A 24157-nucleotide genomic window follows, 5' to 3' on the forward strand; every position below is an offset into this window, starting at 1 on the left:
CAATGGCCCTCGTCCCCACTCGCATCCAGCTGAACCGTCCGCTACCGCCCCTCACCTATCTGGCTCCCGAGGGCCTGCCGGCGGGCGTGCGGGTGCGGGTGCGGGTGCGGAACAGTTTGGCGGTGGGGTTGGCCATGGGGCCCGACCCTGCGCCGCCGGCGGCGAAGCTGCGGCCCGTAGATGCGGTCATCGATCCCTTCCCGCTACTGCCGCCGAAGCTGCGGGAGCTGCAGGCCTTCGCCGCGCGCTACTACGGCTGCCTGGAGGCCCACCTATTGCCCTTGAGCCTGCCACAGGCCTTGCTGCCTCACTGGGAGGCGGAGGAAGATGGCCAGCGGCTCTCCTTCCACCGCGACCGGGGTGCCTGGGAGGTGCTTGCCGAGCTGGGTGAGGCCTGGCACCGCGACCCGTCCATCCTGCCGACCCTATTGCACCGGGCTGCCCTGCGCGGGGCCGGATTCACGGAGGTCCGCCTCACCGGCGCGCCGCATCCGCCACGAGTGACGCCATCTCAAGCCAAGGTGCTGCTAGCGCTGGAGGACGCGGGCGGGGCGCTGATGGAACCGGAGCTGCTGGGAGCCGCAGATGTGGGCGCCTCGGTACTGGGCACCCTGGAAAAGCGGGGGCTCATCGAACGGATGAAGCGGGTGGATCTGCTGGGTCAGCGGCGCGAGGCGGGGGTGGACCGCACGGTGGTCCTGAACGAAGAACAGCGGACGGCCTTGGAGGCGGTGACGCTCGGGGCCTTTGGCGTCCACCTGCTCCAGGGTGTCACGGGGTCCGGCAAGACGGAGGTGTACCTCGAATTGGCCGAGCGGGTGCTGGCGGCGGGTCGGCGAGTGCTCTGGCTGGTGCCGGAGATCGGACTCACAGCCCGGTTGCTCGATCGTCTGGAGGCCAGGTTCCCGGGGCGCATCGCCGTGGGCCACGCGGGGCTCAACGCGGGAGAGAAGCATGGCGACGTGGTGCGCCTGCTGTTCAACGGGGCTGATCTCTTCGTGGGTGTGCGGAATGCGGTGCTGGCGCCTATGCGTGATATCGGCCTCATCATCGTGGACGAGGAGCATGAGGGTTCCTACAAGTCGGAGGAACATCCCCGCATCCACGCCCGGGATCTGGCCATCAAGCGGGCCCAGCTCGAGGGATGCCCCATCGTGCTGGGTAGCGCCACGCCGAGCCTGGAAAGCTGGCAGGCTGCGCAGGCTGGTCGGTATCATCTGCTGCGGCTGAAGCAGCGGCCCGAGGGCATCACGCTGCCCACGGTGGAGATCGTGGATTTGCGGGAGGCCTACCGTCAGCTGCGGAGGAAGGTGATCCTCACGCCGACGTTGATGCAGGCCCTGTCAGACATCCTGGTGAAAAAGGAGCAGGCTCTCCTGCTGCTGAACCGCCGGGGCTATGAGAATTTCTGGATGTGCCGGGCCTGTGGCAAAACCCTGGGCTGCCCACACTGTGCCATCTCGCTCACCTATCACCGGGGCGACTTTCGGCTGCGCTGCCACCTCTGCGGCCACGAGACCGTGCCACCCGAGACCTGCCCCGACTGTGGCGCCGATCACCTGCGCGGTGTGGGCGAAGGCACCGAGCAGGTGGAGGAACACCTGAACCAGCTCTTCCCCACTGCCCGCATCCTGCGCCTGGACCGCGACACCACACGCCGCCGGGGTTCCTTCGAGGCCGGCCTGCTGGCCGCCGAGGCCGGGGAAGTGGACATCCTGGTGGGTACCCAGATGCTGGCCAAGGGCCACACCTTCCCGAAGCTCACGCTCGTGGGTGTGCTCAACGCGGACCAAGGCCTGAAGGTGGCCGACTTCCGGGCCTCCGAGCGCACCTTCCAGCTGCTCACCCAGGTGGCGGGCCGGGCCGGACGTGCGGAACTGGCGGGCCGGGTGATCCTCCAGACCTACTCGCCGGAGCATCCGGCCATCACCTACGCCCTGGCCCAGGACTTCGAAGGCTTCGCGGCCTCGGAACTGCCCTTCCGCGAGGGCCTGGGTTATCCGCCCTTCACGGCGCTCTCCCTCTACCGAGCCGAAGCCGACACCCTGCGGGAGGCGCAGGAGGCCCTGGATGGGTTCAGGCAACGGCTCTCCGTCCCCGGCCTGCGTGTGCTCGGCCCCCTGGAGGCGCCCGTGCCCCGCGTGCGCGACCGCTGGCGCATGCACCTGCTGCTCAAGGGCCCCCGCGGCGCCCTCGGCGAAGTCCTCGCCCGCCATCCCTTAGCCCCGGGCGGTCCCATCAGCCTCGATCGGGATCCCATCCAGTTTGGGTAGAAAAAAGGGCCCCCGAAGGGGCCCGTGGTTTGGTTAAAAGACGAATCTAGCGAACGATGCGCCAGGTGCGGAGACGGAACCCGGGTTTTCTAGAGGTGTCCTTCACGGCCTTGATGTCAGGTGTGTTTTCTCCGATCTGAGCGTTGAAGGTGCCTTGCTTGGAACTGATGGCCCCCCCCTGGACTACCCGGTCGCCAGCATCGGTGAGCTGACTGCTCAGGGAGTTGAAGTAGAAGGCAAGACCGTTGCAGGAGTCGTCGCCCCGGTTTGCGTCATCGGTGTTGCCTACGGTGCCTGGAGTAGTGCCGGTGGCATCTGGCTCTACCTGGGTGCGCAAGGCGAGTGGTCGCAGGATGTCGCATTCGCGGAAAGTTCGAGTGAACTGGTTGGAAGAGCAGTCAAATCCGGTATTGCCCTTGATACTGAATAGGCTGAGGAAAAGTGCGCCTTCCTTGGCAAGGGGACTCACCAGCAACTTGTCGTGGGTATTTCCGCCGTAGGCGCCGGGCAGAGTTCCGTTCAACAGGCTGAAGTAGTACCCATTGTGGTTCTTCCACAGGTAGGTAGCATTCGAAGAATCCAGGCGAGGATCGCTATAAGAGGTCGCCCATGCAGCCGTGCCTGCGGTGTTGTCATCAATGAGTTGGAGGTCAGAATCGAGAATGCCATTGGCATCCAGGCTCTGGGCAGCACTATCTTGACGATCCGCGATCACATAGAGTCGATCGGTGGTCGGTGGAGCAGCGGGGGCTGAGTAGCCGCTTATGCTCATGGATTCGTCAGCATCTGTGGGATTGTTTCGGTCACCAGCTCCTGCGGCGACCATCACAGTGACCGGGCGGAGTTGGGTACCGTCCGCTTCGGTCACGTAGACCGGGAACCCGGTGGAAAGCTTAAATGCCTCCGGCTTGTTGGTGAAGCGCTGCTGGGGAACGGTGGCGTTCTTACTGGCTCGACGGAGGAAGCGTGGGGAACCCCAACTCTTGATATCGCTGTAATCCAGGCGGAATCCAGTGGCAGCTCCCGTGTTGAGGGTGGAGCCGATGGCGGAGATGTTCCCCTTGTAGTCAGCCCAATAAATACGTTGGGTCTGGTCATCGCCCAAGAACATCTGGACTGGAGTGACACCGCCCCCAATGGCACCAGCTTCGGCATCGTCCTTGAAATCCCAGAGCTTGAGCCGACTGCCATCCAGGGGATTAAGAGCCAAGATGAGTTGGCCCATGCCTTGTTCGGAGGTGATGGTACCCAGGGCGCGGTAACGTGCGTTGACCTCATTGTTGGCATAGCCGCCACCGAGGAAGACAGCTGGGGTTCCCCTTACATCGTCGGTTCCGTTCTTTACGGTGGCGAAGGTGGGAACGGAACTGCTCATGCCCATGGTTTTGATAGCCGGGTCACTCGAAAGGAGCGGTTGCACGGACCAGGCGACTAAGGGATTGGTCGGCGAGGCACCTGTGTTGTTATTTGTGCTTCCACTGATAGCCAGGGCCCAGTAGCTTCGCCCACCTTTGCGCTCCCCGAAGACTGCTACCGCATCCTCCCCAGCACTGACCCGAGTGTCGCCACGCAGCGAAGTGCTGGATGGCATGTCCTTGAAGTAGAGGACTGGATCACCGTCCACTAGATACGCGTGCTTGCCATTGGGCCCCCTGTTGACATAGACCTCGTAGAGCTTCCTGAGGACATCCTGGGGGATAAAGGACCATAATTCAGTGGCGTAGGCCGTGACTTTCCCAAGCCTTGAAACCACTACGCCATTGGCATCTGAAGTGTCGGCCTTTCCGGTGGCCGCCACCTCTCCGAAGCAGTGGAACTGGCCCATGTTGGTGCCCACCATGAGGAGACGAGCGTGCAGGTCGTCCCAGGTGGTTGGGGCGCCTTGGAAGGTGGACCACTGGCTGAGCATGGCGCCGCTGATGCGGTCCTTGGAGAGTTCCACAGCCAGCGGGGCGCTGTTGATGATGTCACCCATGATGTCGATTCGGTTGGTGGCCCCGCTATCGTTCGTGTTCTTCCCACGGATGAAGTCGATGAAGTTCGCCACCTCCGTCGCCGAAGCGCCAAGGTAGGTCTGCAAGTGGCCTGTTAGTGTGGTATTGCCAGAATTGAAGCTCACCAGAGCATTGGCCGTGCCTAGGGGATCAATGGTGTAGACCGTGCGGCTAGACCAGAGCAACGGGTTGCCCAGGACTCCATTGGTGTACACCGGGCGATCAAGCGCGACATCAGCCGTGTTGTATACACCGAAGATGTCATAAGCCGACCAGAGGTGGTGATGGTCGAAGTCGGAGATGCCGTATTTGATTGGGTTTGTCGTAGCATCCAGGACGGCCCGGGTGTCCTCGCCTTGGGACCCATAGAAAGTGAAGGTTTCGCGTTTGATTCCAGCAGCGTCGGTTGTTTCGGTGCGGGCGATACCGACGGCGAAAAGGTTGCCGCTCCATACAGGGGTGGTCTGCTGGGTCTTGAAGATGCCGAAGTAGGCCTGAGTGGTGGTGCGGGCGCCAGTGCTGGGCGTAGCCGGGGCTGACAGGGTGGCGCGAGCGGCCACGATGTAGTTCGCCAGGTCGTCGAAATTTTTCTTGAGTGCCGCCGGGTCCGCAGAAGGGTAATAGCGGACTTTGCCGTTATCCGCGACATCCGTGATGGGATAGTCATCGGGATTGCCGTTGGCACTACGCCACCTTCCGTAACCTGCATCGGTGCGGTAGGGATCTGCCCACTGGGCCACCCGGAAGTACCATTCGTGGGAATTTCGCCCACTGTTATCGCTCTGGAACTTATAGGCACCAGGGATGGCGATGCTCACAACCATGGTCTGGATCTTGGCCTGGTGGGGGTCTGAACCGATGTTCCAGGGGGCCCCCCAGGGAGTGTCGCCATTGGGACCGAAGGTATCGAGTACGGAGAGATTCTTCCGGAAAGCCGCGGTGGATGCGAGCACGCCAGGGAAGAAGGATTCCTGGCCGGGGACTAGCGATGACACAGGATGGACTGAAAGGGCAGTATAGCTGCCCCCGGTCAGGTCACTGTTGCCGTTCGTGACGGCTGTGTAGTAACTGGAAGTGCCGACAGCATCCAGCGCATTGGTGATTGAATCGTTCATCGGTGCCGTTGGGAAGGCCACCACGAAGGTTTTGCCAGGACAGGAAGTGTTCTGGTCGTCGAACACCGAAGTGGCATCGCTCACCAAGCCCGTCAGGCTGGGTCGCTCGACCGCGACGCGATAATAGGTGTTGGCCAGTGCATAGGCCCATGGCTGGGGGGTCTTCGGGTCCACGTTCTTGAAGCTGCCGAAGTTGGTCATGTCCATGGGGTTATAAGGGCTGGCCGGCAGATAGTTAGACGGTCCCATGTTCTGAAGGCTCGTGGCACCCGCCTTCAGATCCGAAGAGACGAGACGGCGCAGGTAGCGCAACTTGGTGCTATTCCGGCTGCCGTCATTGGCGGGTGGGAAACTGCCTGTGGTGTTTCCCAACTCTTCCGGGCTGTCACCATCGTCACTGGTCCAGGTGGGGTGACCAGCGATGGAATTGTTGGGATAGGCTGGTGCCAGGAAGCGGTAAACCCAGTTGATGGCGCCATCTTTGTCCAACAAGACATTCGTGGAGACATACTTCACGGCCTGGTACCGGGTCATGACAGGCAGGCCGTTGTTCCAGCCTTCACCACTTGTGGTTCCGCTCACGGGATAGGTCGTGAGGGTGCCACTTAGGGACTCGGTCGCCCCGGGGACTGCGTACCCGGAATTGGACATGTACGGATCGAGAGCAGTTGTCGCCGTGACGAGCCCAGTGGAACTCGCATTGCGAACGATGGTGGAACCGTATATGAACGATAGATAATCAAAGGAATAGAAAAAGTTGCCAATTATGGTGTCGGTGACGCCCGCTTCCGTGAGGGTGCTTGTGGCGGAGTTGGTCAAATGACCATCGGACCAGGGGTCGTACACGACCGTGTCTGACCCGACAGCGGCCTGACGGCGCTGGAAGTTCTTAACGTTGGGGTCGGCGGCGATGCGGGGGTTCTGGCTATCTGCGGCGGCAGGGTTGTCCGCAAGTATGGTTGGACAGGGTAGATCCACCGTGCGGGAGATCCCAGTATCACCCGTGATCCTGAAGCGCACATGGGTGATGCGGCTGATAACATCGTTGACCGTATCGCCCGAATTCCAATTGACTGGAACCATGCGTTTCTGCCCCGCGTCGTACATGAGCGGTACGCCATGGATGGGTACAGCTGGGGTGCCTTGCTTGAATCGGTTGGCGGTCGTCGGCCAGGTCCACATGCGGATCGTGGGGATGTTCTGATAGGCCGCTTGGAGTCCTCCGGATCCGTCCGAGATACGGCTGAATAAGTTCGGGAAAGTGGCCAAGAGTTCCGTGGCGGAGAACACGGCTCCGCTTCGAATGCCGAAGGCCATGCCGAAATCTTTGGGTGCTGTTTCACTTTTGAAGGCTCCAAAGACGGTCACATAGTGATTGTCCTGGGTCCTCACTCCCTGGTTCCCACCGATGAAGTGCGCATGGGTCTTGGAGGTCATGTACCAGGCCGGTTCGAAGACACCGCGACTGGGACTGGTGAAGTCATAGATGACGATCATCTCTGGCTTGCCGGAATCCTTCTGGTATACATCCAGGAGATCTGTCTTGGTGGCCAGCTGGGGTTCCACCTGGGCCTGGAGGCCCGAAGCGAAGCTCAACAGAAGACCTACCAAGGGAGATAGAGCGCGGAGTCGCATGGGACAATCCTTTCGACGGTCGCGGTCGTTCATTTAGTTGCTTTCCATGAAGGTGTCGCGGCGGGATATGAAGGACTGGCCCGTACCGCTGAGGTTGGCTCGGCCCACCGAGCGCACCAAGAAAAAGGCATGTTGCTTAGTGCCTCCGTTCTGATCTGGTAGATAGCCCAGAAACCGGATCTCGATATCGAAGGCTGGCTGGATGATGCTGCCGGTCTGCTGGTAGTTCGCGGTGCTTGGAAAGAGTTCACTGGATGCCAGGGTAGGGTCGAGGCTGCTGAGATAGGCCCGGATGGTTCCATTGGTGGGACTGATGTAGCCATCGCCAGGGCTGTTCAGAGTGGCATCCTGAGTTCCGACAAAGCCGGAGATATCCTGACGATCTTGGGCCGATGGCAGGAAGGTCATGGCATCCTGCAGAGCTTTCCTGGCGGGTTCAGTCTGTATGGGCACATTGGGTCCGGCCCATGTCATCAACCAGTCGAGGCCAGCATCGGCCATTTCAAAGGATTTGCGACCAGTGGTCTCGTTGCCGGTGATGCCGATTTCCCGGAGGGAATTCTGGCTGAGGGAAAGGGCTCCCACTGTCATGGCGCTCAGGAGAATAAGCGCCAGCAGGATGGTGATACCCCCGCGCTGACCGTTGGTGCCATGGGATGTGAATGCGTAACGCATGGTGATACCTCGATGGTTCAGAGGGCGCCGAGGCCGAAATTCCGCGGGCTCAGAAGAAGGGTTTCTGTGCGTGTCCGGAATTCGGCCTTGGGATTGTTCGGATCCAGATTGGCGTTGTATTCGGTTCGTTTGAGTCGAGTTCGAGTGGAGATATCGAGGCGGATAAGGATGGGTGTGTAGCGCGGCCAATAGGGATCCTGCAGATTGGTGACACCCTGGGACAAATTGACCACTGAACTGCTGCTGGTGGTGAGCAGGGTGTTAACAACTCCTCGAATGTTGGCCCAGTCATCCCCACTCCCGCTGGCGCGGATCCAGGTCTTCCCTGCATCGAAACTCCAATCCACCCGGAAGCCGGTCACTCCTTCAAGAAGGATCTGCTCGTCGGCAGGTAAGGTGGTCTGGGGAGTATTCATGTCTGGAGCCCAGATGGTATTGGGGCTGACGCTGAGGGGGCGGCGCTGTCGCACCAGGCAGGGCACAACAGCCGTGGGGTCCGAGGGATCGAGTTTGCGCGGCACCACGGTGTAGCGAACCACGGACATGGGCCGATAGAACGCGAACTCGGCGGTGGCCCTGTGAGCGAATTGAACGGAGGAGTGAGCGAAAGGTTGTGTCTGGTTGCCGTAGGCGTCCTGAGTGGGGGTCGCGGTAATTGGTTTGATATTCACGGTGTCGCTGCTGGCGTCCTGGACGAGGAAGACTTCCCAGTTGGAATCCTGAACCATCAACAAATCCCCATCCCTTACGTCCGAGGCGCCGGAAGGAATCTTGACAGAAAGCGTGATATCGCCTTTGGTTGGGTCCTTCGTCAGAGTCCCTTCCACGTTCAAGGGCATATCGACGACCATCTGGAGTTCATCCACGGGAACGGTCTCATCGGGAGGGGTGTAGCCGGTCTTTTGCATTAATAGTGGTGGTTGGGCCGAGGCTGAGGTCGGGTTCAGGCCGGGAGTCTGGTATGGCGGGAGAAGGAACCCGGCTTGCAGCACCTCTTCTTGGAGCAGATTGAGTCCCCAACGCGCATTTCGCTGAATGGCGAGGGTTTCACTGAGGGACGCGAACGTGGAGGTGCTGGCTTGGAAGATCTTGAGCATGCCGGCCATCAAAATGGAGATGAAGACTAGTGCCACCATCAGTTCTACGAGTGAGAACCCGCGTCGTCGAAGATGGAGGGCTCGGTTAGAGGCGGACATAGCGGCTCACAGAGATGGTCTTGTTCATGGGAGTAGTGGGGGTCTGAGGGTTGACCTCCTGCCAGGACACGTTGACGATGTAATACTGTTGCGCCGCGTTTATGGAGAAATTGGCGCTGTCCCCTGCAAGGCGTTGCCAAGTAACAGTGAAGATCTTGTTGGGGTCGGTCGCAGGAACGAAGGTCCCCTGGATGTCATAAGTGCCGTACCCATTCTTGGCAGCTTCTCCGGCGGCGCTGGTATGGGCGCTGAATCCGACCGGATCAATGAAGTACCAATCCGTGGTGGTTATTGCCCCAGTGCCAGAATTGTTGCGCTCGGCTGCAGAGAGAGCCCCTTCGGCTTGGATGCGGTCAAGCAAGGAGTGGGCAAGTAGGGCAGCTGTTCCGCGTTTCCGGGAACTACCACCCTGGGCGACGGAGACGGTCATCAGGGCGGCCAGTCCCAGGAGGGCGACGCCAAGGATGAATGCAGCCAGAAGCAGTTCCACCATGGAAAATCCATGCTTGGGACCCTTAAAATGAACACGAGAAATGCGCATGGCTACTCCAATCGTTGCCACTGATGGTCGGCATTGGTGGATATGGAATCAGGCTTGTAGTAGGCCCCGACCACACCAGAATCCGTGATGAAAACAAACCCGTAGGGAAGCCCTGTTTCGTTGATTCGATTGCCCCTGACCCCAATCCATGCGCCGCCCGAAGCGGAGATGCGGCCGGTGGATGAGACGATCTGGGGGAGTCCACGTGCGGATAGGCCTATTGGTGTCGTGACATCCGTGATCAGAGGATGGCTCCAACCTGTGAATCCGAGCGTCTTCAACGGCACCAGATCTTTCAGCGGCGAAGACTCACTGGGCACAATGGGTAGTGAGGAAACCGGGCTTGCGTAGCGCTGCCAGGAACCTTCAAATGCGTGACTGAAGAAAGTGCCTTGAGCCGCCTTAGTTGTATCCGAGGGATCGTAAATGTCTGGATTCACTACGATCAACTGAAGCTTGCCACTGGCATTTGTCGAGAAGAGCAGGTTCACGTCGCGGCCACTGGCGATGGCGGCTTCTCGTGCAGACTTGAGGGTGGCTTCGAACTCCTGGACCGCACTCTTTACTGCCTTCGTGCTGTTCGGAGTCAGACTCTGAATGGAAACCATCGCCAGAACGCCCACGATGACCAGCACGACCAGTAGTTCGATCAAGGTGTACCCCCGGTCGGAGGAGGTATCGTGCGATATGGGTTCCATAGGCGCCTCGGTAGAAAATGGTAAGAAAGGAAAGCCGGCGTCTTCCAAAAAAATAAATCAAATTGAATTAATAAGTAAGAGTATACAGCATGGTTAAAAAACAAGATTGATTAAAGATATGTAAAAAAAATATACAGAGATCAAGTGGGAACTCACCTCCAGGGAATGCGCGTGCTAACCTGAATCGTGTCCGAATCCGCCCAGCTTCCGAGACTCCGGGCAAAGAAGCGGCTCGGCCAGAACTTCTTGGTGAACGAGGGGGCCATCGCCACCATTGTGGGCTCGGCGCTGGGTTCGTCGGCGCCGCTGCTTCTGGAAATCGGCCCGGGGCCTGGGGTGCTGACGGAGCGCCTGCTGGCGGATGGCCGGCCGCTGTGGGCGGTGGATCTGGACCCTGAGGCTTGCGCACTGCTGCGGCAACGCTTCGCCTCACTCCCCCATTTCCATCTGCTGGAAGGCGATGCGGTGCGCATCCCCTTCCCGGAGGGTGGGCCCTGGTCAGTGGTGGGCAATCTGCCCTACAACGCCGCCACGCCCATCCTGGCGAGGCTGCTCACGGAGGGCATCCCTTGGGATCGCATGGCCTTGATGTTCCAACTGGAGGTGGCCCAGAAGCTGATGGGCGAGCCCGGCACCAAGGCCTACGGGCCGCTATCGGTGCTGGCTCAGCTTTGCGCCCGGCTGTCCCGGCTCGTGAAACTGGGACCTGGCTCCTTCCGGCCCGCACCCAAGGTGGAATCCGCCGTGGTCCAGTTCGAGCCCCGGGTGGATGCGCCCAGTCTGGCTGAACGCAGGGCCTTGCTCACCGTCCTGCACCGCTCCTTCCTCCACCGGCGCAAGACCCTGGCGAACAACTGGCAAGGAACATTGTCGGCCGAGGTGCTGACCGAGGTGGGACTGCCTCCGGCGCTGCGCGCCGAGGTGATCGCGCCCGCGACGTGGCTATCCGCAACTCGTACTCTGTTGAATCAACACCCGGAGGTGTTCCCATCGTGATGCCCGTGGCTCCCGAATTCGAAACCTGGACGGAGGCTCCTGCCGCCGATGAACTGCGGCTGATCCCCATCGGCGGGCTTGGCGAGTTCGGCATGAACGCCCTGGTGGTGCACAGCGCCCGCAGCCTCTTCCTGGTGGACTGCGGCCAGCTCTTCCCATCGGATGACCAGCCGGGCATCGATTCCATCGTGCCGGACTTCGCCTACCTGGAGCCCTTCGCGGAGCGTGTCCAGGCAGTGCTGCTCACGCACGGCCACGAGGATCACATCGGCGCGCTGCCGTACTTCCTGCGGCGCTGGCCGGTACCCGTGTATGGCACGGCGTTCACCCTGGGTCTGGTGGAAGGGAAGCTGCGGGAGCATGGCCTGGACCTGGGGCTGCTGCATCCCATGCGGGATTATGGCCGCGTGCAAGTGGGAGATGGCGAGATCGAGGCCGAGTGGATCCCCGTGACCCACAGCCTTCCCGACGCCTGCGCCCTGGTGCTCCATACCCCCCAGGGCGTGCTGGTGCACTCTGGCGATTTCAAGATCGATCCCGAGCCTTCGGATGGCCGGCACACAGGCATGGACCGGTTGAAGGCTCTGGGCGACGCCGGGGTGCGCCTGCTCATGGCGGATTCGACCAACGTGGGGCGTCCGGGCCGCTCGCCCTCGGAATCAGCCTGCCGCGAAGGCCTGGAGGCCGCCTTCGAGCAGACCAAGGGGCGGCTCTTCGTCACCACTTTCAGCTCCAACATCCACCGGCTGCAGACGGTGATCGACCTGGCCTACGAGTTCCGTCGCCGGGTGGTGCTGCTGGGGCGCAGCCTGGACCGCAACCTGGGCCTGGCCCGGTCGCTCAAGCGGCTGGACCTGCCGGATGACATCCTGATCGACGTCAAGGATGCCCAGCTCTACGATCCAGATGAGCTGCTCGTGCTTTGCACCGGCAGCCAGGGCGAGCCCATGAGCGGACTGGCCCGGCTGCTGCGCCGGGAGGTGAAAGGCCTGCGCATCGAACCCGGCGACCGGTTGGTGGTGAGCGCACGTGCCATCCCCGGCAACGAAGTGTCCATCTCGCGAATGCTGGATCAGGCCGAGCGCCTGGGGGCGGAAACATCGCTGGAGGGGCTGGGTTTAGTGCATGCCTCCGGCCACGGTAGCCGCGACGAACTGGCGGATCTCATCCGCGCGGTGCGGCCGGTCCAGATGGTGCCTGTGCATGGCACTTACCGGAACCTGCGGGCCCATGGCAAGCTCGCGGCTTCGCTGGGCTGGACGCCGGAGCGCATCTCCTTGCTGGATGGTGGTCTCTGCCTGCGGCTGTTCGCGGATGGCCGGATGGACATGCCCGGAGCGGTACCCGTGGGCAAGTGTTTCGTGAGCGAAGGCGTGGACCATATGGTGGATGCCCGCGTGGTGAAGGACCGGCTCATCCTCCAGGAGGATGGCGTGGTGTTCGCCACCCTCCTGGTCGACCCACAAACCGGCGACCTGGCCGCAGATCCCACCATTCTCAGTCGCGGGTTCGTGATGCTCTCAGACGATGAAGCCTATGCGGAGCTGCTGGCAGGGGTGGCCCGCAAGACCTACGAGGAGGCGCCGCCTGCGGTCCGTAAGGATGGGGAGGCTCTGCGCGATACCCTGCGCCTGGCGCTGCGGAGGGTCATCCGCAAAACCACCCAGACCCGCCCCCTCGTGATTCCAGTGATTCTGGAGTCCCCCCAGAACTGAAGTCCGTTGCTAGCGACGTCCCCGACGGATTCCGGCGCCGGGGCGGAAACCAGGTTCGACCCGGTTGCCGAGCCCCTGCCGGAGGGCTTCCACCGTGCGCCGCTGCATCTCCTCGACATGGGTGATGAGGCGCACCTGCTGGGCGGGGCTCAGCCGGGCCCGGATGTCTTCCTCGAATTTGAACTTGAGCTCCGCCTGTTGGCGCCGCAACTCCACGAAGTGATCGAGCAAAGGCCGGACCTTCGCGTTCTTCTCCTCCTCTGAACCGGGGCCCATCAGAATGTCGCTAAACCGGCGCCGGATCTGCTGGATCTGCTGGGTTTTTTCGAACTGCTCCCGGTCATAGAGGGACCAGCGCTCCACCACCGCTCGAGCCTGTTCCTCGGGGAGTCCGACGGTCTGTTGGAGCTGGTCCATGCGGAAGCGGACCAGGGGGCGTTCATCTACCGTTTGGGCGACGGCGGGCAGGCTGGCAAGCAGCAAGAGGGGCATCAGCAGGGTGGGGCGGAGCATGGAGATCACCTCGTCGGGGCCGGAGCCGCGTCCAGACGCTTCAAGAGCGCCTTCATTTCCTCAGGACTGAGGGCCTGGACCTGAGCGGCCTCTTCCTCGCGGTTGTGGAAGGGCGTGTCGATGGTGGAAAGCTCGAGAATATCGGGCTGCCGGGGCAGTGTGGCTTCCACGTAGGGCGTCCGGTTGGCACGACCAGCCAGGAAGGCACCAGTGCCCACGGCCAAGAGCAAGGCTGCCGCCGCGGCCCAGCCAAGCGGCCCCAGCCGGTGGCGCAGGGCGGGGCGGGGGGGAAGCTTCCGGAGGATGCGGCCCGGCAGGCGTTCAAAGTAGCCCGCGGGTGCCAGGGCATCGGCACTGTCTTCCTGAGCCAGGAAGCACACCCGGGCCTCGGCACAGGCGGTGCAGACCTTCAGGTGTGCCTCAGCGGCCGGACCGGGTTCCAGAGGATCGGCTTCAATGGCCGAAAGGGTCGCGGCACAGGCTTCGGGGAGGGGAAGGGGCCCGGGGTTCATGCTCGGCCTCCTTTGACATGGCGGGTGAGGTTCTGGATGGCGTGGAAGATGTGGGCCTTCACACTGCCCACGGAGGTGCCCATCTGCTGGGCGATCTGCTCGTATTTCCAGTCGTGCTGCAACTTCAGGGTGAGGGCTTCCTTCTGGCGGCGGGGCAGCTTTGGGAGAGCCTCGTGCAACAGCCGCCTGGCCTCCAGGTCCAGCAGGGCGGAGGCCTGGGTTTCCTCCACCCGCAGGGCCGGGTGTTCCAGGGTGCCCTCCGGTCCCTCTAGGCATTCGTGTTCACGGGCCATGCGTTCCCGGAAATTCAGGGCCTGGCGGGTGGCGATGGTGATGAGCCAGGTCCGGAAGGAGGATTCAAAGCGGAAACCGGGCAGCGCCCGGAAGACGCGGATGAAGGTTTCCTGCACGACGTCGTCGGCATCCTGGTGGTTCCTGACGATGGAGTAGGCCTTCCCGTAGACATCCCGGGAGAACAGGCGCACCAGGCTGGCGAAAGCCGCCTGATCTCCGCCCTGGGCTGCCTCGACCCAGGCCAGCACTTCGGGGGTGTGGTACGGCGAAGCCGGATCGGGGATCCGGTCCGCGGCGCGGGGGGCCGTCTGGGGTATCTGGGAGTCGTTCAAAGTGGCTTCCGCCATCATGTTAGGCTCCGGCGTCAAGGGCGGTGGAGGAGAAACGCCGTCCCTGGATGGACCCGGGAAGCCCTTCTGGGGTTGAATGGAAATGGTGCAAGTCTTCAATCTTCAGTCTTCAGGAGTTTCCATGCGTGACCGCATCACCCCGCTGCTCACGGAAGCGCAGATCCAGACCCGGGTCCAGGAGCTGGGTGCCCAGCTGGCCAAGGACTACGCAGGCCAGGATCTGGTGGTGATCGGGCTGCTGAACGGGGTGTTCCCCTTTTTCGCGGATCTCGTGCGGGCCATGGACCTGGATATCGATGTGAGCTTCATGCAGGTCTCCAGCTACGGCGCAGGCACCGAAAGCACCGGCGAAGTGCATATTCTCAAGGACCTGGATCGCTCCATCCAGGGGCGCCATGCCCTGGTGGTCGAAGACATCGTGGACACCGGGCTCACCCTGTTCAAGGTCCGCAACCTGCTCCAGGATCGGGAACCTCTAAGCCTGAAGATCTGCACATTGCTCTCCAAGCCCAGTCGCCGCAAGGTCGAGGTGCCGGTCGATTACATCGGTTTCACCATCGAGGATCACTTCGTGGTGGGCTACGGCCTAGACTTCGACGGCAAGCTCCGCAACCTGCCTTACGTGGGTGTCTACCACCCATAGTTTTAAAGAGTCGGAACACAGAGGGCACAGAGAGCCACAGAAGGCACAGAGTCTTAGGAGAATCTGCACCATGGATCCGCATGAGCACGAAGAGGCTTCGGGCGGGGCAGGTCCATACGCGGAGCTGACTTGGTCTGTGATTCGTGCGGGGATCGAAGTACAGAAACGCCTTGGCCCTGGGTTGCTTGAATCAGCGTATGAAGCCTGCCTCACCTATGAAATGGAGTTGTCTGGGCATACCGTGGAAAGGCAGGTTTCCGTGCCCATTCGGTATCGTGATCTGGTCGTGCCCAAGGCTTTCAGAATGGACCTATTGGTTGATGGGCTTCTCGTCGTCGAGTTGAAGGTGGCCGAAGCCATCACGCAGGAGCATGAAGCCCAGGTGATGAGCTATCTGCGATTTTCAGAGAAACCCGTAGGATTACTCATGAACTTCGCCCTCCAACCTCTTGCCAAGCGTGGCATCCGGAGGTTTCTGATGTCCCATTCTTCCTCTGCGCCCTCTGTGTGATCTCAGTGTCCTCTGTGTTCCGCTTTGTTCTTTTCTCTCTCGTGCTTGCGGCCTCCCTGGGCTGCGGGTACCACCGCCTGGACCGGCAGCCGCGGTCGGCGGCGTGGGCGAAAAAAGGCGAGACGATCCGGCTGGCGCGATTCCGCAATCTGACCCCGCGGCTGGGGTTGGAGGATCGCTTCACCAAGGCCCTGGAGAACCGCATCGTCGCGGCCAGCCCCTGGCGCCTGGTGGGGACTGGCGAACCGTCCCGTTGGGTGCTCCAGGGCACGCTGGAGAGCTACACCTCGCGCCCCATCGGCCTCACCCTTGGCAATGACAAGACCAAAGCCAGCGCCGGGTCTGCCTCTCGCGTGGAAGTGGCCGTGGTGGCCAGTGTGGAGCTCCTGGATGGCCAGACGGGCACGGTGGTGCTGTCCCGCCGGGGGCTGACCTTCACCAACCAGTACCGGGTGGACCAGAACTTCGCCAGCTTCGACAGCCGGGAACTCCAGGTGCTGGAGAGCCTGGCGGACGATTTCGCGGAAAGCTTCCTGACTCAGCTGCTGGAAGGCACGGACTGATGGCCGCCGCCCCGGCCTGGCTGGACCATACCTTTGCGCTGATCCACGGCGAAGATAGCGATGGCCGCCGCACGTCCGTGGCGGAATGGACCCGGCTCCACGTGGACCCGGAGTGGGCGGATTTCACTCTGACGGTCTGCGCCGAGGGGTGTCCCTGGCCCGAAGTGATGGCGGCCCTGCAGGAAGCGGCGCCACTGGGTGCCGAGGCGCGCACGGTGATCGTGCCCGCCGCCGACAACCTGTTCACCCGCGCCAAGGAACTGCCAGGCGCCGTGAAGGCGCTGCTGGAGAAACCGCCCCAGGGCGTGAACCTGCTGCTGGTGGCCTGGAATACGCTGCCGGCCGCGCCAGGCAAGGCTCTAGGCGCCAAGCCGTGGACGGATTGGGCCAAGGCGGGGCGCATCCTTAAAGTGGGGGCCTTGGAACCCGCAGAGATCCCCCGTTTCATCGAAGCCGAGGCCAACCGCCTGGGCCTGTCGCTTCAGGGGGCGGTGGCCACGATGCTGGCCCAGCGCCAGGGTGGAAACCCGGGCCTCATCAAACGGGCCCTGGAGGTGCTGGACCTGCTGGCAGAGGACCGCCGCGTCACCGAAGCGATGGTGGATCAGGTGACCTTCCGGCTGGCAGAACAGAAGGCCTTTGCCTGGTCCGGGGCCTGGCAGCGGGGGGATGCGGCCGGGGCTCTCAGGGCGCTCCGCATGGCCCTGGAAGATGGTGATGAGCCCTTGATGCTGCTGGGTCAGGCCCGGCGCGAGGTGGACCGCCTGCTGCGGTACTCCGAGGCCCAGGCCGCAGGGTTCAAAGGGGCCGAGCTGACCTCAGCCCTGGGTCTTTCGCCCAAGCAGGCTTTCCTGATGGACGGCTATCGCGGCGCTTTCGACAGGCTGAAGCCGAAGGGCGTGAAGGCTTTGTTGGGCCGCCTGAACCAGTGCGAGCGCGACCTCAAAGGTATGGCCATCTCCCGTAGCGACTCGCCCCTGTTGGACCTGACCCTCACCCTATGCCGGGCCTGGGGGCGTTAGTTGCCTGGATCTTCTTGGCGGCCTTAAGGATATCGCCCAGACAGCAAGCGCCGGAGGGGTTCACTTGGTCGCACCGGCAGCGGCCTTCCTTCACGGCAGTCCGGATGGCCTCTACTGAATCCAGGCGGCCCGTGGCTTCCCACTCCGTCCGCAGGCTTTCCAGGCTGTGGCCGAAGCAGTAGCACAAGGGGCGGGGGGCCCTGGTCTCCTTGATTCCCACGCGCACCGTGAGCTGATTCTTGCGGAAGGTCTGTCCTGATGCCGGGCTGAAGTAGACCACCTCACAGCCAGGGGTCGCGCAGAAACGCCAATTGCCCTGGCCCATCTCGCCCACCTCGCGGGGGTCCAACAGGGCCCTCATGGTCGCGGACGGCACGGATTTTCCAGCCCCAGCACAGGCAGGGCAGATATCGCTGGAAGCCGGGCCTTCGGATTCCCCGCAGCAGGAACAAGGGTGTGGTTTACCAGTCGCGGCCATGGCGCCGCCCTAGAACACCAGGACCCGGTCCGCCCACAGCGTCCAGTCCGTAAGTTCCTCCAAGTTGCTGCGACGGCAGCCTTCGGCCAGTTCGGTTTCGGTGAGCCCCCGGGCGTCCATGCAGGTTCCGCACACGCCCACCTGGCCATGGCGGGTGGTGATGGCCTTCAGCATTCGTTCCAGGTTGTAGTAGCCGTTGGGCGTGATCTGGCCCTGCTTGGCGCAGGCGGCGGCGTCACCCATCAGGAAGACGCGGACTTCAGCGCCCTCTCGCTTGGCGGTGGCGCCTGCAAGCCGCAGCCCGTTGTAGCTGCGCTCGGTGCCGTAGGGGGGATCGTTGAGGATGAACAGGTGCTTGCTCACGGGGCCTCCGTGGGGTGAGGACCCAGTGTAGCCCCGGCCCAATTCCAGCCCGCTGGCAGGGGAACCGGGCATTGATCACTTGAGCCTCGGCTTCGCCGGGCGGATGATGGGGGTCTGGATTCCGGAGGGCCCATGTCTGAATGCGTCATTCCCACCCTGACCTCAAATGAGGTGGTGGCGTCCAAGTCCGTGTTGCCCGCCGGATGGGAACCCAATCTCAAGGACCTCAAGTCCCTGGATCTCACCCTGCCCATGCTGGAGCTGCTGCGCCGGTCCACCAGCCGCCTGCCCCAGGATGTGATCGACGCCCTGGTGAAGGGCCGCGACGCCGAGGAGGAAGGCAGCCGGGCTTTCAATACGCTCAATGACATGGTGCGCAACATCATCCTCGCGGATGGGCATGTGACCCCGCTCTGCCAGGACACAGGCACCATCATCGTCTGGGTGCGCCACCCCTTCGGTCTCAGTCAGCGCGCGGCCAAGCAGCAGATCCGGGCGGCCGTGGCCGAGGCCACCAAGCGGTCCTGGCTGCGCCCGAACTGCGTGGAAGCCCTCAGCGGCAAGAACACGGGCAACAACATGGATCCCTTCCATGAAGGCCACCCGGCCGTCCACTTCGAGGAGTGGGACAAGCCGGAGGTCGAGATCGCCGTCATGCAGAAGGGCGGTGGCTGCGAGAACGTGGGCGCCCAGTACCGCCTGCCGGACGCCGCCATCGGCGCAGGCCGCGACATCAAGGGCGTGCGCAAGTGCATCATCGACGCCGTGGTGAAGGCCCAGGGCCAGGGCTGCAGCCCCGGCATCCTCGGCGTGGCCATTGGCGGCGACCGCGTTTCCAGCTACGAGAAGAGCAAGGAAGTGATCCTCCGCAAGCTTGGCACTCCGAATCCTGACCCGAAGATGGATGCCTTCGAGAAGGAGATCACGAACGATCTCAACACCCTGGGCATCGGCCCTATGGGCTACGGCGGCAACACCACCGTGCTGGGCGTCCTGGTCGAGGAGATGTACCGGCATCCCGCCAGCTTCTACGTGAGCATCAGCTACATGTGCTGGAGCAGCCGCCGGGGCTCGATCACGCTCAAGACCAACGGCGAAGTGTCCTTCGACTGATACGAGGCCCCCATGATCCGTCTCACCACTCCCATCACCGAAGACCAGATCCGCCAGCTCAAGGTCGGCGACGAAGTGCTGCTCAACGGCCGCGTCGTCCTCAGCCGCGACATGGGCCACAAGTACATGAAGGAGCAGAAGCCTGAGTGGCTGAGGCCCATCCTCGAGAACATGGTCATCTACCACTGCGGCCCGGTGGTGAAGAAGAACGAGGATGGCACCTGGTCCTTCGTCGCTGCGGGCCCCACCACCTCCATCCGCGAAGAGCCCTACCAGGCCGACGTCATCGAGACCTACAAGGTGCGCGGCGTCATCGGCAAGGGCGGCATGGGCAAGAAGACCAGCGAGGGGCTCCAGAAGACCGGGGCCGTCTACCTCCACGCCACCGGCGGTGCCGGCAGCTTGCTGGCCGAGCGCTGCAAGCGCGTGGTGGACGTGAAAATGCTGGAGGAATTCGGCAGCCCCGAGGCCTTCTGGATCATCGAGGTCGAGGATTTCCCGCTGGTGGTGACCATGGACAGCCATGGCGGCAGCCTCCACGAGATCGTGGCCCAGCAGAGCCAGGAGCGCGCCAAGGTCCTAACCGCCTGACAACCAGGCATTCTGGAACCATCCCTCCTGCGATGAGAGGCCGTTACGGAATCGCCGGTGCACTCCCGGTTAGTTCGTAACGGCCCCTTATGCCGCCCCTGCGCCGAGGGGGAAGGATCGTTTGACGAAGGCGGCTAGGCTGGAGGGATGGTCCAGACTTACCGACAGCTCCGCCTCGACCTGAGCGCAGCCCTCGCCGCTTTTCTCGAACCGTCTGAGGCCCGTGCGGAGAGTGTCCGCTGGTTCGAGGAGGGGCTGGAGCTGACGCGCAGCTGGATGGCGGCCCATGGGGGTGAGCCCGCGCCCGAGTCAGTCCAGCGGCAGGTGAGTGCCTGGGTGCACCGGCGGAAGACGGGTGAGCCCTGGGCCTACATCCTGGGCTGGTGCCTCTTCCGGGACCGCCGGTTCCTGGTCAGCCGGGACACGCTGATTCCCCGCCCAGAGACCGACCTGTTGGTCGAGGCGGCTCTGGAGGTGGGGAAGCGCCTGGGTGTGGCGCGCTGCGTGGATGTGGGCACCGGCAGTGGCATCATCGCGGTGAGTTTGGCCCTGGAGACGGATTGGCAGGTGTCGGCCACGGATCTGAGTCCAGGTGCCTTGGCCGTGGCCCGGGAGAACGCGGCAGCCCTCGGTGCCACGGTGGCCTTCTTTGAGGGAAGTCTGCTGAATCCTGTCCCCGATCCCCTGGGCCTGGTGGTGGCGAACCTCCCGTATGTGGACCCGGCCGACGAGCCTAGCCTCCAACCGGAGTTGGCCTTCGAACCCGCCTCGGCCCTCTTCGCCCCGGATCGGGGCCTGGCGCTGTCGGCGGAGTTGCTGCGGCAGGCCCACGCTCGTCACGCGCCGGCCTGCCTGCTGGAGATCGGGGCTGGGCAGGGGGGCGAATTGTGCCGCAGCGCCCTTGGGGCTGGCTGGTCCAAGGCTATGATCCATCAGGATTTTGCGGGTCACGATCGGGTTCTGGTGGCCCTGGCCTGAGCGGGCCGGACAATCCAGAAGAATCCACCATCAGGCCTCGGGGCTAAGAAATCAGGGGCGAGTTGCTTCAGAGATCCTGACTTCTTGCCGATAAGTACGTTCTTGAGGTGGACATGAGCAGCAGTGGCAAACCACACCGTCACGGCGGCAGCCAGCCCGCCCCAGGGCCGAAGGACTCCGAGGCCGAGCATCTCGTGGCCGTGGCGCATGAAGTGCTGGCCGAAACGCCGGATATTCGATCCGAGAAGCTCAAGGCCCTCAAGCGGCAGCTGGATTCGGGAACCTACCACCCTGATGAAGGGGCGGTGGCTGAAGGTGTGATCCGTGAGTACCTGGAGAAGCCGGAGAAGACGGATCGTTAGGGTTTATCGGGGCTGAAGGGCCGTCAGCGGAAGCCACCACACCTGGTCAGGGCCGCCACAGAGAAGGGCTCCGGCCTCGGGGCGCAGGTCCCCACCATCCCAGCGAGGAACGGGAATTCCCGGAGGCGCAGCTAGGCGTTTCCATGCGTCGGCCAAGAGGATCACCTTCATATGGTCCTCTCCGGGCTTCCAGAGGTAGAGCCGGTCCAACCCTCGGCTGATGTGCGCCTCCCAGACTTCCCTGGATGGTTCGAGGGTGGGCAAGGCCGGCGGGGGTGGCACCGGGGGGGCGGTGTTCTCCAGAAGGGGCGGATCCGAAGCACCCGAAGCTGGAGCCAAGGTTGGTGCAGGAGCCGGTGCAGGAACCGGGGCGGGTGCTGGCAGGGTGGGCCGCGCCAGGCTGAACCACAGGTGCCCGTCGGCTCCGCCGCCGAGCAGATGAAGCAAGCCGGCGTCCAGGCTCGACGCTTCAGGCAGCAGCGCCTTCAGGTCTCGGGGCTCACCAGCTTTGCCATCGGGATTCAGGGGAATCAGGGTGCCTGGCTCAGGCTGCCACCACCCTGCCTTGGCGGTGCCGGCGACCAGGCCCAGTCCGCGGGAGAAGCCCAGAGGCGACGGGGGCGGGGCTTGGATATGGGTCCAGGCTCCATTCCGCCAGGTGGAGAGTCCCAAGTCATGGGCCACCCGGAAGGAGCGGGGCCCGAGGGGCAGCAGGCTGGCGATTCCCTTCACCTCCGGTGGGAGTTCGACCAGGGTGGACACGGGTTTGTGGCTGCCGGCCCGGTTTGCCAGATCAAGGATGGTGACGGGTGTTCCCGCGCCGAAGAGGAACGCGCTCCGGTGGTTAGGGGACAGGGCGAGATGCTCTCCCGGCGCCTGCTGGGACCACCTGGTCTGTTGGGTCTTCAAATCCCAGGCCATGACGAGCCCTGGGGCGGCGGCATCCTCTGAGCTGCGGTAGAGCAGCACCAATGCATCATCTGGGGCGAGGGCCGCATCCACCAGATCCGCAAACTGGAAGAATCTGGCGGGGATGCCCGTCGGTTCAGCCAAGGTGATTGCAGGGCCGGGTGTCCCCTGAAGGAAGAGAACGGCCTGCTGCCGGCCAGTCTGGCTGAGGACCTGGGCTACGGCTGCGCCGCCGGGCAGGGGGGGCGTCCAGCGGACTTGCCTCAGCGGTACGGTGGGTGGCTGGAGGTCAATGAGTTGGCCGGCACCCATCGCCGAGGCCCGGAAGGGTTCCAGGACCTCCTCCTGGGGCGGGGCCCCCGGGTTCCGGCGGGTCGCCCACCATACCCCGGCGCCAAGAGTAATGGTCAGGGCGGCGGCGCCCAGGGCCAGGGTGGTGCGAGTCATGGCATGCCTCCAGTAAGCCTCAGATATTGCTCCAGCGACTGGAGCGCCCTTTCCCGGTGGGCCTGACCTTTGGCAGCCTTCACGGCGCGGGTTCCCCCGGCGCGTTTGAGCCCGCGCAGGTCCAGGAGGTCCTCTGGCAGCGGGGGCATCAATCCCAGCATGGCATTGGTCGGGCCAAAGTCGGAGGTGGAGGCGTGGGCCAGATAGCGCAGCAGGCTGCCAAGCATGGTGTCGGGCGGGAAAGGCAGCGGCTCGAGATTACGCACCGTGCGATCCACGGCGAAGGCGGCGGCGAGGCCGCCCGCGGCTGATTCGAGGTAACCCTCAACGCCGGAAAGTTGCCCCGCGATCCAGAGGCCCTGGACTGATTTGACAGCGAGTGTCGCATCGAGCACTTTCGGGGCCTGGATGTAGGTGTTCCGGTGGATGCTGCCAAGCCGAGCGAATTCAGCCTTCTCGAGGCCGGGGATCAGCCGGAAGACTTCCTGCTGTGCCCCCCACTTCAGGCGAGTTTGGAAACCCACCAGGTTGAAGAGGTCTCCTGCCAGAGTGTCCTGGCGCAGCTGAACGACGGCGTGCGGCCAGCGTCCGGTCCGTGGATCGTCCAGGCCCACAGGCTTCATGGGGCCGTGCCGGAGCGTTTCACGGCCCCGGTCCGCCATGACTTCGATGGGCAGACAGGCTTCGAAATAGGGCGTATCCACCTCGTGGAGGGGGACGAGCTCGGCCGCGATCAGCGCGTCCAGAAACCGCTCGTATTGCGGCTTGTCCAAGGGGCAGTTGATGAAGTCGGCCCCGCCCTTGTCATAGCGGGCGGCCATCCAGGCGATGTCCATGTCCACACTGTCACGTTCCACGATCGGGGCGATGGCGTCGTAGAAATGCAGCTGGTCGCTGCCGGTGATCTTCGCGAGCCAGTCCGCCAGGGGCTCCGCAGTGAGCGGTCCCGTGGCGAGGATGGTCGGGGTTCCTGGTTCCGGGGCCTCGATGCGAGCCGTTTCCCAGCGGATTCGCGGGTGTCCCTTGAGGGCGGAGGTGACGGCTTCGGAGAAGGCGTCACGGTCCACGGCGAGGCTGTTTCCCGCGGGTACGCGGGTGGCCTCGGCACAGCGCAGGATCAGCGAATCCATCCGGCGCATCTCGGCCTTGAGGATTCCCGTCGCCGAGTTCGGATCGTCACTCTTGAAGGAATTGGAGCAGACCATCTCAGCGGCCCTCTCCGTGGTATGAGCCGGGGTCGTCCAATTGGGCCGCATTTCGGAGATCCGGACCTCGTGGCCACGTGAGGCTAGTTGCCATGCCGCTTCAGAGCCAGCCAGGCCCGCCCCGATGATGTGGATCACGCATCCTCCTCCAAGGGGTTGATTCTACGTCAGGGGCCGGTTCCTTCGGGTTTCAGGAGCCCTTGTACGAGCCGTAACAGGGCCGGAACACTCGGTTTCAGGGCTTATTTTGAAATTTCCCCTTGCATGTTGGCTGCGCGATGCTAGTCTGAATGTCCTGCGCAGTTGAGGCTGCGAGGTGCTGGAGGGGGCCGGAAGGTGACCTCGGACCGTGTGGAAGCATGGTGAGCGTCTTTGAAAACCGGATAGAAGATAGGAAGCCTTTGAGGGTTCTGTGGGGCGTCTAAGGATGCTGCGCAGAATTCAGAACAATTTTTCGACCAGAAC

The 24157-nt window shown here is 63.1% G+C and carries 23 protein-coding genes and 1 pseudogene; 11 read left to right on the forward strand and 13 right to left on the reverse strand.

What is annotated here, in order from left to right:
- Positions 1–2 precede the first annotated feature (2 nt).
- On the forward strand, positions 3–2273 hold the full coding sequence (gene priA, locus NOV74_RS11355; RefSeq protein ID WP_257312389.1) for a replication restart helicase PriA: 2271 nt from the start codon (positions 3–5) through the stop codon (positions 2271–2273).
- Between the two features lie 46 nt (positions 2274–2319).
- On the opposite strand, the gene NOV74_RS11360 is transcribed toward priA, so the two are convergent.
- The 6 genes and pseudogenes from NOV74_RS11360 to NOV74_RS11380 form a co-directional block, all read right to left on the reverse strand.
- Entirely contained in the window at positions 2320–7017 is a 4698-nt protein-coding gene (locus NOV74_RS11360) for a pilus assembly protein (protein ID WP_257312391.1), read from the reverse strand.
- Between the two features lie 33 nt (positions 7018–7050).
- Positions 7051–7692: a PilX N-terminal domain-containing pilus assembly protein gene (locus tag NOV74_RS11365; protein WP_257312392.1), complete on the reverse strand. Its 642-nt coding sequence runs from the start codon at positions 7690–7692 to the stop codon at positions 7051–7053.
- 17 nt (positions 7693–7709) lie between these two features.
- Positions 7710–8789, reverse strand: coding sequence for a hypothetical protein (locus NOV74_RS11370; RefSeq protein WP_257312395.1), 1080 nt, complete (start codon positions 8787–8789; stop codon positions 7710–7712).
- Positions 8790–8792: 3 nt separating this feature from the next.
- Positions 8793–8888, reverse strand: a pseudogene (locus NOV74_RS15490) (prepilin-type N-terminal cleavage/methylation domain-containing protein); the annotation flags it as partial.
- Positions 8875–9429: a type IV pilus modification PilV family protein gene (locus NOV74_RS11375; protein ID WP_257312397.1), complete on the reverse strand. Its 555-nt coding sequence runs from the start codon at positions 9427–9429 to the stop codon at positions 8875–8877. The gene NOV74_RS11375 and the pseudogene NOV74_RS15490, both read right to left, overlap by 14 nt.
- 2 nt (positions 9430–9431) lie before the next feature.
- Positions 9432–10127, reverse strand: coding sequence for a prepilin-type N-terminal cleavage/methylation domain-containing protein (locus tag NOV74_RS11380; RefSeq protein ID WP_371748434.1), 696 nt, complete (start codon positions 10125–10127; stop codon positions 9432–9434).
- Between the two features lie 186 nt (positions 10128–10313).
- On the opposite strand from NOV74_RS11380, the gene rsmA reads away from it, so the two are divergent.
- Entirely contained in the window at positions 10314–11123 is an 810-nt protein-coding gene (gene rsmA, locus NOV74_RS11385; RefSeq protein ID WP_257312402.1) for a 16S rRNA (adenine(1518)-N(6)/adenine(1519)-N(6))-dimethyltransferase RsmA, read from the forward strand.
- Positions 11123–12838: a ribonuclease J gene (locus tag NOV74_RS11390; RefSeq protein WP_257312404.1), complete on the forward strand. Its 1716-nt coding sequence runs from the start codon at positions 11123–11125 to the stop codon at positions 12836–12838. The genes rsmA and NOV74_RS11390 overlap by 1 nt, the downstream gene beginning before the upstream one ends.
- Before the next feature lie 9 nt (positions 12839–12847).
- On the opposite strand, the gene NOV74_RS11395 is transcribed toward NOV74_RS11390, so the two are convergent.
- From NOV74_RS11395 to NOV74_RS11405, 3 genes are read right to left on the reverse strand one after another with little or no spacing between them, the layout of a single operon-like run.
- A complete protein-coding gene (locus NOV74_RS11395; protein ID WP_257312406.1) occupies positions 12848–13351 on the reverse strand; it encodes a hypothetical protein in 504 nt (167 codons plus the stop codon).
- Positions 13352–13356: 5 nt separating this feature from the next.
- Positions 13357–13863: a hypothetical protein gene (locus NOV74_RS11400; protein ID WP_257312409.1), complete on the reverse strand. Its 507-nt coding sequence runs from the start codon at positions 13861–13863 to the stop codon at positions 13357–13359.
- Positions 13860–14507 (reverse strand): RNA polymerase sigma factor, encoded by a 648-nt coding sequence (locus tag NOV74_RS11405; RefSeq protein ID WP_257312412.1) that lies wholly within the window; start codon positions 14505–14507, stop codon positions 13860–13862. The genes NOV74_RS11400 and NOV74_RS11405 overlap by 4 nt, the downstream gene beginning before the upstream one ends.
- Before the next feature lie 121 nt (positions 14508–14628).
- Here NOV74_RS11405 and hpt point away from each other — a divergent pair, with 121 nt between their 5' ends.
- The 4 genes from hpt to holA all read left to right on the forward strand — a co-directional run bounded on the left by hpt (position 14629) and on the right by holA (position 17246).
- Positions 14629–15150, forward strand: a complete 522-nt coding sequence (hpt, locus tag NOV74_RS11410) for a hypoxanthine phosphoribosyltransferase (protein ID WP_257312414.1) — start codon at positions 14629–14631, stop codon at positions 15148–15150.
- Positions 15151–15220: 70 nt separating this feature from the next.
- Positions 15221–15661 carry a GxxExxY protein gene (locus NOV74_RS11415; RefSeq protein ID WP_257312417.1) on the forward strand — a complete coding sequence of 147 codons (441 nt, stop codon included), beginning with the start codon at positions 15221–15223 and terminating at the stop codon, positions 15659–15661.
- A gap of 14 nt (positions 15662–15675) precedes the next feature.
- Positions 15676–16224, forward strand: coding sequence for an LPS assembly lipoprotein LptE (gene lptE, locus NOV74_RS11420; protein WP_257312419.1), 549 nt, complete (start codon positions 15676–15678; stop codon positions 16222–16224).
- Positions 16224–17246 (forward strand): DNA polymerase III subunit delta, encoded by a 1023-nt coding sequence (gene holA / locus NOV74_RS11425; protein WP_257312422.1) that lies wholly within the window; start codon positions 16224–16226, stop codon positions 17244–17246. The genes lptE and holA overlap by 1 nt, the downstream gene beginning before the upstream one ends.
- Here holA and NOV74_RS11430 read toward each other — a convergent pair.
- A complete protein-coding gene (locus NOV74_RS11430; RefSeq protein ID WP_257312424.1) occupies positions 17218–17724 on the reverse strand; it encodes a putative iron-sulfur cluster-binding metallochaperone in 507 nt (168 codons plus the stop codon). The genes holA and NOV74_RS11430 overlap by 29 nt on opposite strands.
- A gap of 9 nt (positions 17725–17733) precedes the next feature.
- The gene (locus tag NOV74_RS11435) at positions 17734–18087 is read right to left on the reverse strand and encodes a DsrE/DsrF/TusD sulfur relay family protein (RefSeq protein WP_257312427.1); all 354 of its coding nucleotides are present in this window, start codon (positions 18085–18087) and stop codon (positions 17734–17736) included.
- A 132-nt stretch (positions 18088–18219) separates the two neighbouring features.
- On the opposite strand from NOV74_RS11435, the gene NOV74_RS11440 reads away from it, so the two are divergent.
- The 4 genes from NOV74_RS11440 to NOV74_RS11455 all read left to right on the forward strand — a co-directional run bounded on the left by NOV74_RS11440 (position 18220) and on the right by NOV74_RS11455 (position 21131).
- A complete protein-coding gene (locus NOV74_RS11440; RefSeq protein WP_257312430.1) occupies positions 18220–19200 on the forward strand; it encodes a fumarate hydratase in 981 nt (326 codons plus the stop codon).
- Between the two features lie 12 nt (positions 19201–19212).
- Positions 19213–19791: a FumA C-terminus/TtdB family hydratase beta subunit gene (locus tag NOV74_RS11445; RefSeq protein ID WP_257312433.1), complete on the forward strand. Its 579-nt coding sequence runs from the start codon at positions 19213–19215 to the stop codon at positions 19789–19791.
- Between the two features lie 147 nt (positions 19792–19938).
- On the forward strand, positions 19939–20769 hold the full coding sequence (prmC, locus tag NOV74_RS11450; RefSeq protein WP_257312437.1) for a peptide chain release factor N(5)-glutamine methyltransferase: 831 nt from the start codon (positions 19939–19941) through the stop codon (positions 20767–20769).
- Positions 20770–20882: 113 nt separating this feature from the next.
- Positions 20883–21131 carry a flagellar biosynthesis anti-sigma factor FlgM gene (locus NOV74_RS11455; protein ID WP_257312440.1) on the forward strand — a complete coding sequence of 83 codons (249 nt, stop codon included), beginning with the start codon at positions 20883–20885 and terminating at the stop codon, positions 21129–21131.
- Positions 21132–21134: 3 nt separating this feature from the next.
- Here NOV74_RS11455 and NOV74_RS11460 read toward each other — a convergent pair whose 3' ends face one another.
- Positions 21135–22487, reverse strand: coding sequence for a hypothetical protein (locus NOV74_RS11460; protein ID WP_257312441.1), 1353 nt, complete (start codon positions 22485–22487; stop codon positions 21135–21137).
- Positions 22484–23830, reverse strand: a complete 1347-nt coding sequence (gene trmFO / locus NOV74_RS11465) for a methylenetetrahydrofolate--tRNA-(uracil(54)-C(5))-methyltransferase (FADH(2)-oxidizing) TrmFO (protein WP_257312445.1) — start codon at positions 23828–23830, stop codon at positions 22484–22486. Before trmFO ends, NOV74_RS11460 begins: the two co-directional genes overlap by 4 nt.
- Between the last annotated feature and the right edge of the window lie 327 nt (positions 23831–24157).

The organism is Geothrix fuzhouensis, assembly GCF_024609325.1.
GTDB classification, from domain to species: Bacteria; Acidobacteriota; Holophagae; order Holophagales; family Holophagaceae; genus Geothrix; species Geothrix fuzhouensis.

Excerpts from the sequence above, each read along its gene's own strand:
- priA (WP_257312389.1), top strand. The coding sequence starts at position 3 with ATGGCCCTCGTCCCCACTCGCATCCAGCTGAACCGTCCGCTACCGCCC.
- NOV74_RS11360 (WP_257312391.1), bottom strand. The coding sequence starts at position 7,017 with ATGCGACTCCGCGCTCTATCTCCCTTGGTAGGTCTTCTGTTGAGCTTC.
- NOV74_RS11365 (WP_257312392.1), bottom strand. The coding sequence starts at position 7,692 with ATGCGTTACGCATTCACATCCCATGGCACCAACGGTCAGCGCGGGGGT.
- NOV74_RS11370 (WP_257312395.1), bottom strand. The coding sequence starts at position 8,789 with ATGCTCAAGATCTTCCAAGCCAGCACCTCCACGTTCGCGTCCCTCAGT.
- NOV74_RS11375 (WP_257312397.1), bottom strand. The coding sequence starts at position 9,429 with ATGCGCATTTCTCGTGTTCATTTTAAGGGTCCCAAGCATGGATTTTCC.
- NOV74_RS11380 (WP_371748434.1), bottom strand. The coding sequence starts at position 10,127 with ATGGAACCCATATCGCACGATACCTCCTCCGACCGGGGGTACACCTTG.
- NOV74_RS11390 (WP_257312404.1), top strand. The coding sequence starts at position 11,123 with ATGCCCGTGGCTCCCGAATTCGAAACCTGGACGGAGGCTCCTGCCGCC.
- NOV74_RS11395 (WP_257312406.1), bottom strand. The coding sequence starts at position 13,351 with ATGCTCCGCCCCACCCTGCTGATGCCCCTCTTGCTGCTTGCCAGCCTG.
- NOV74_RS11400 (WP_257312409.1), bottom strand. The coding sequence starts at position 13,863 with ATGAACCCCGGGCCCCTTCCCCTCCCCGAAGCCTGTGCCGCGACCCTT.
- NOV74_RS11405 (WP_257312412.1), bottom strand. The coding sequence starts at position 14,507 with ATGATGGCGGAAGCCACTTTGAACGACTCCCAGATACCCCAGACGGCC.
- hpt (WP_257312414.1), top strand. The coding sequence starts at position 14,629 with ATGCGTGACCGCATCACCCCGCTGCTCACGGAAGCGCAGATCCAGACC.
- NOV74_RS11415 (WP_257312417.1), top strand. The coding sequence starts at position 15,221 with ATGGATCCGCATGAGCACGAAGAGGCTTCGGGCGGGGCAGGTCCATAC.
- holA (WP_257312422.1), top strand. The coding sequence starts at position 16,224 with ATGGCCGCCGCCCCGGCCTGGCTGGACCATACCTTTGCGCTGATCCAC.
- NOV74_RS11430 (WP_257312424.1), bottom strand. The coding sequence starts at position 17,724 with ATGGCCGCGACTGGTAAACCACACCCTTGTTCCTGCTGCGGGGAATCC.
- NOV74_RS11440 (WP_257312430.1), top strand. The coding sequence starts at position 18,220 with ATGTCTGAATGCGTCATTCCCACCCTGACCTCAAATGAGGTGGTGGCG.
- NOV74_RS11445 (WP_257312433.1), top strand. The coding sequence starts at position 19,213 with ATGATCCGTCTCACCACTCCCATCACCGAAGACCAGATCCGCCAGCTC.
- prmC (WP_257312437.1), top strand. The coding sequence starts at position 19,939 with ATGGTCCAGACTTACCGACAGCTCCGCCTCGACCTGAGCGCAGCCCTC.
- NOV74_RS11455 (WP_257312440.1), top strand. The coding sequence starts at position 20,883 with ATGAGCAGCAGTGGCAAACCACACCGTCACGGCGGCAGCCAGCCCGCC.
- NOV74_RS11460 (WP_257312441.1), bottom strand. The coding sequence starts at position 22,487 with ATGACTCGCACCACCCTGGCCCTGGGCGCCGCCGCCCTGACCATTACT.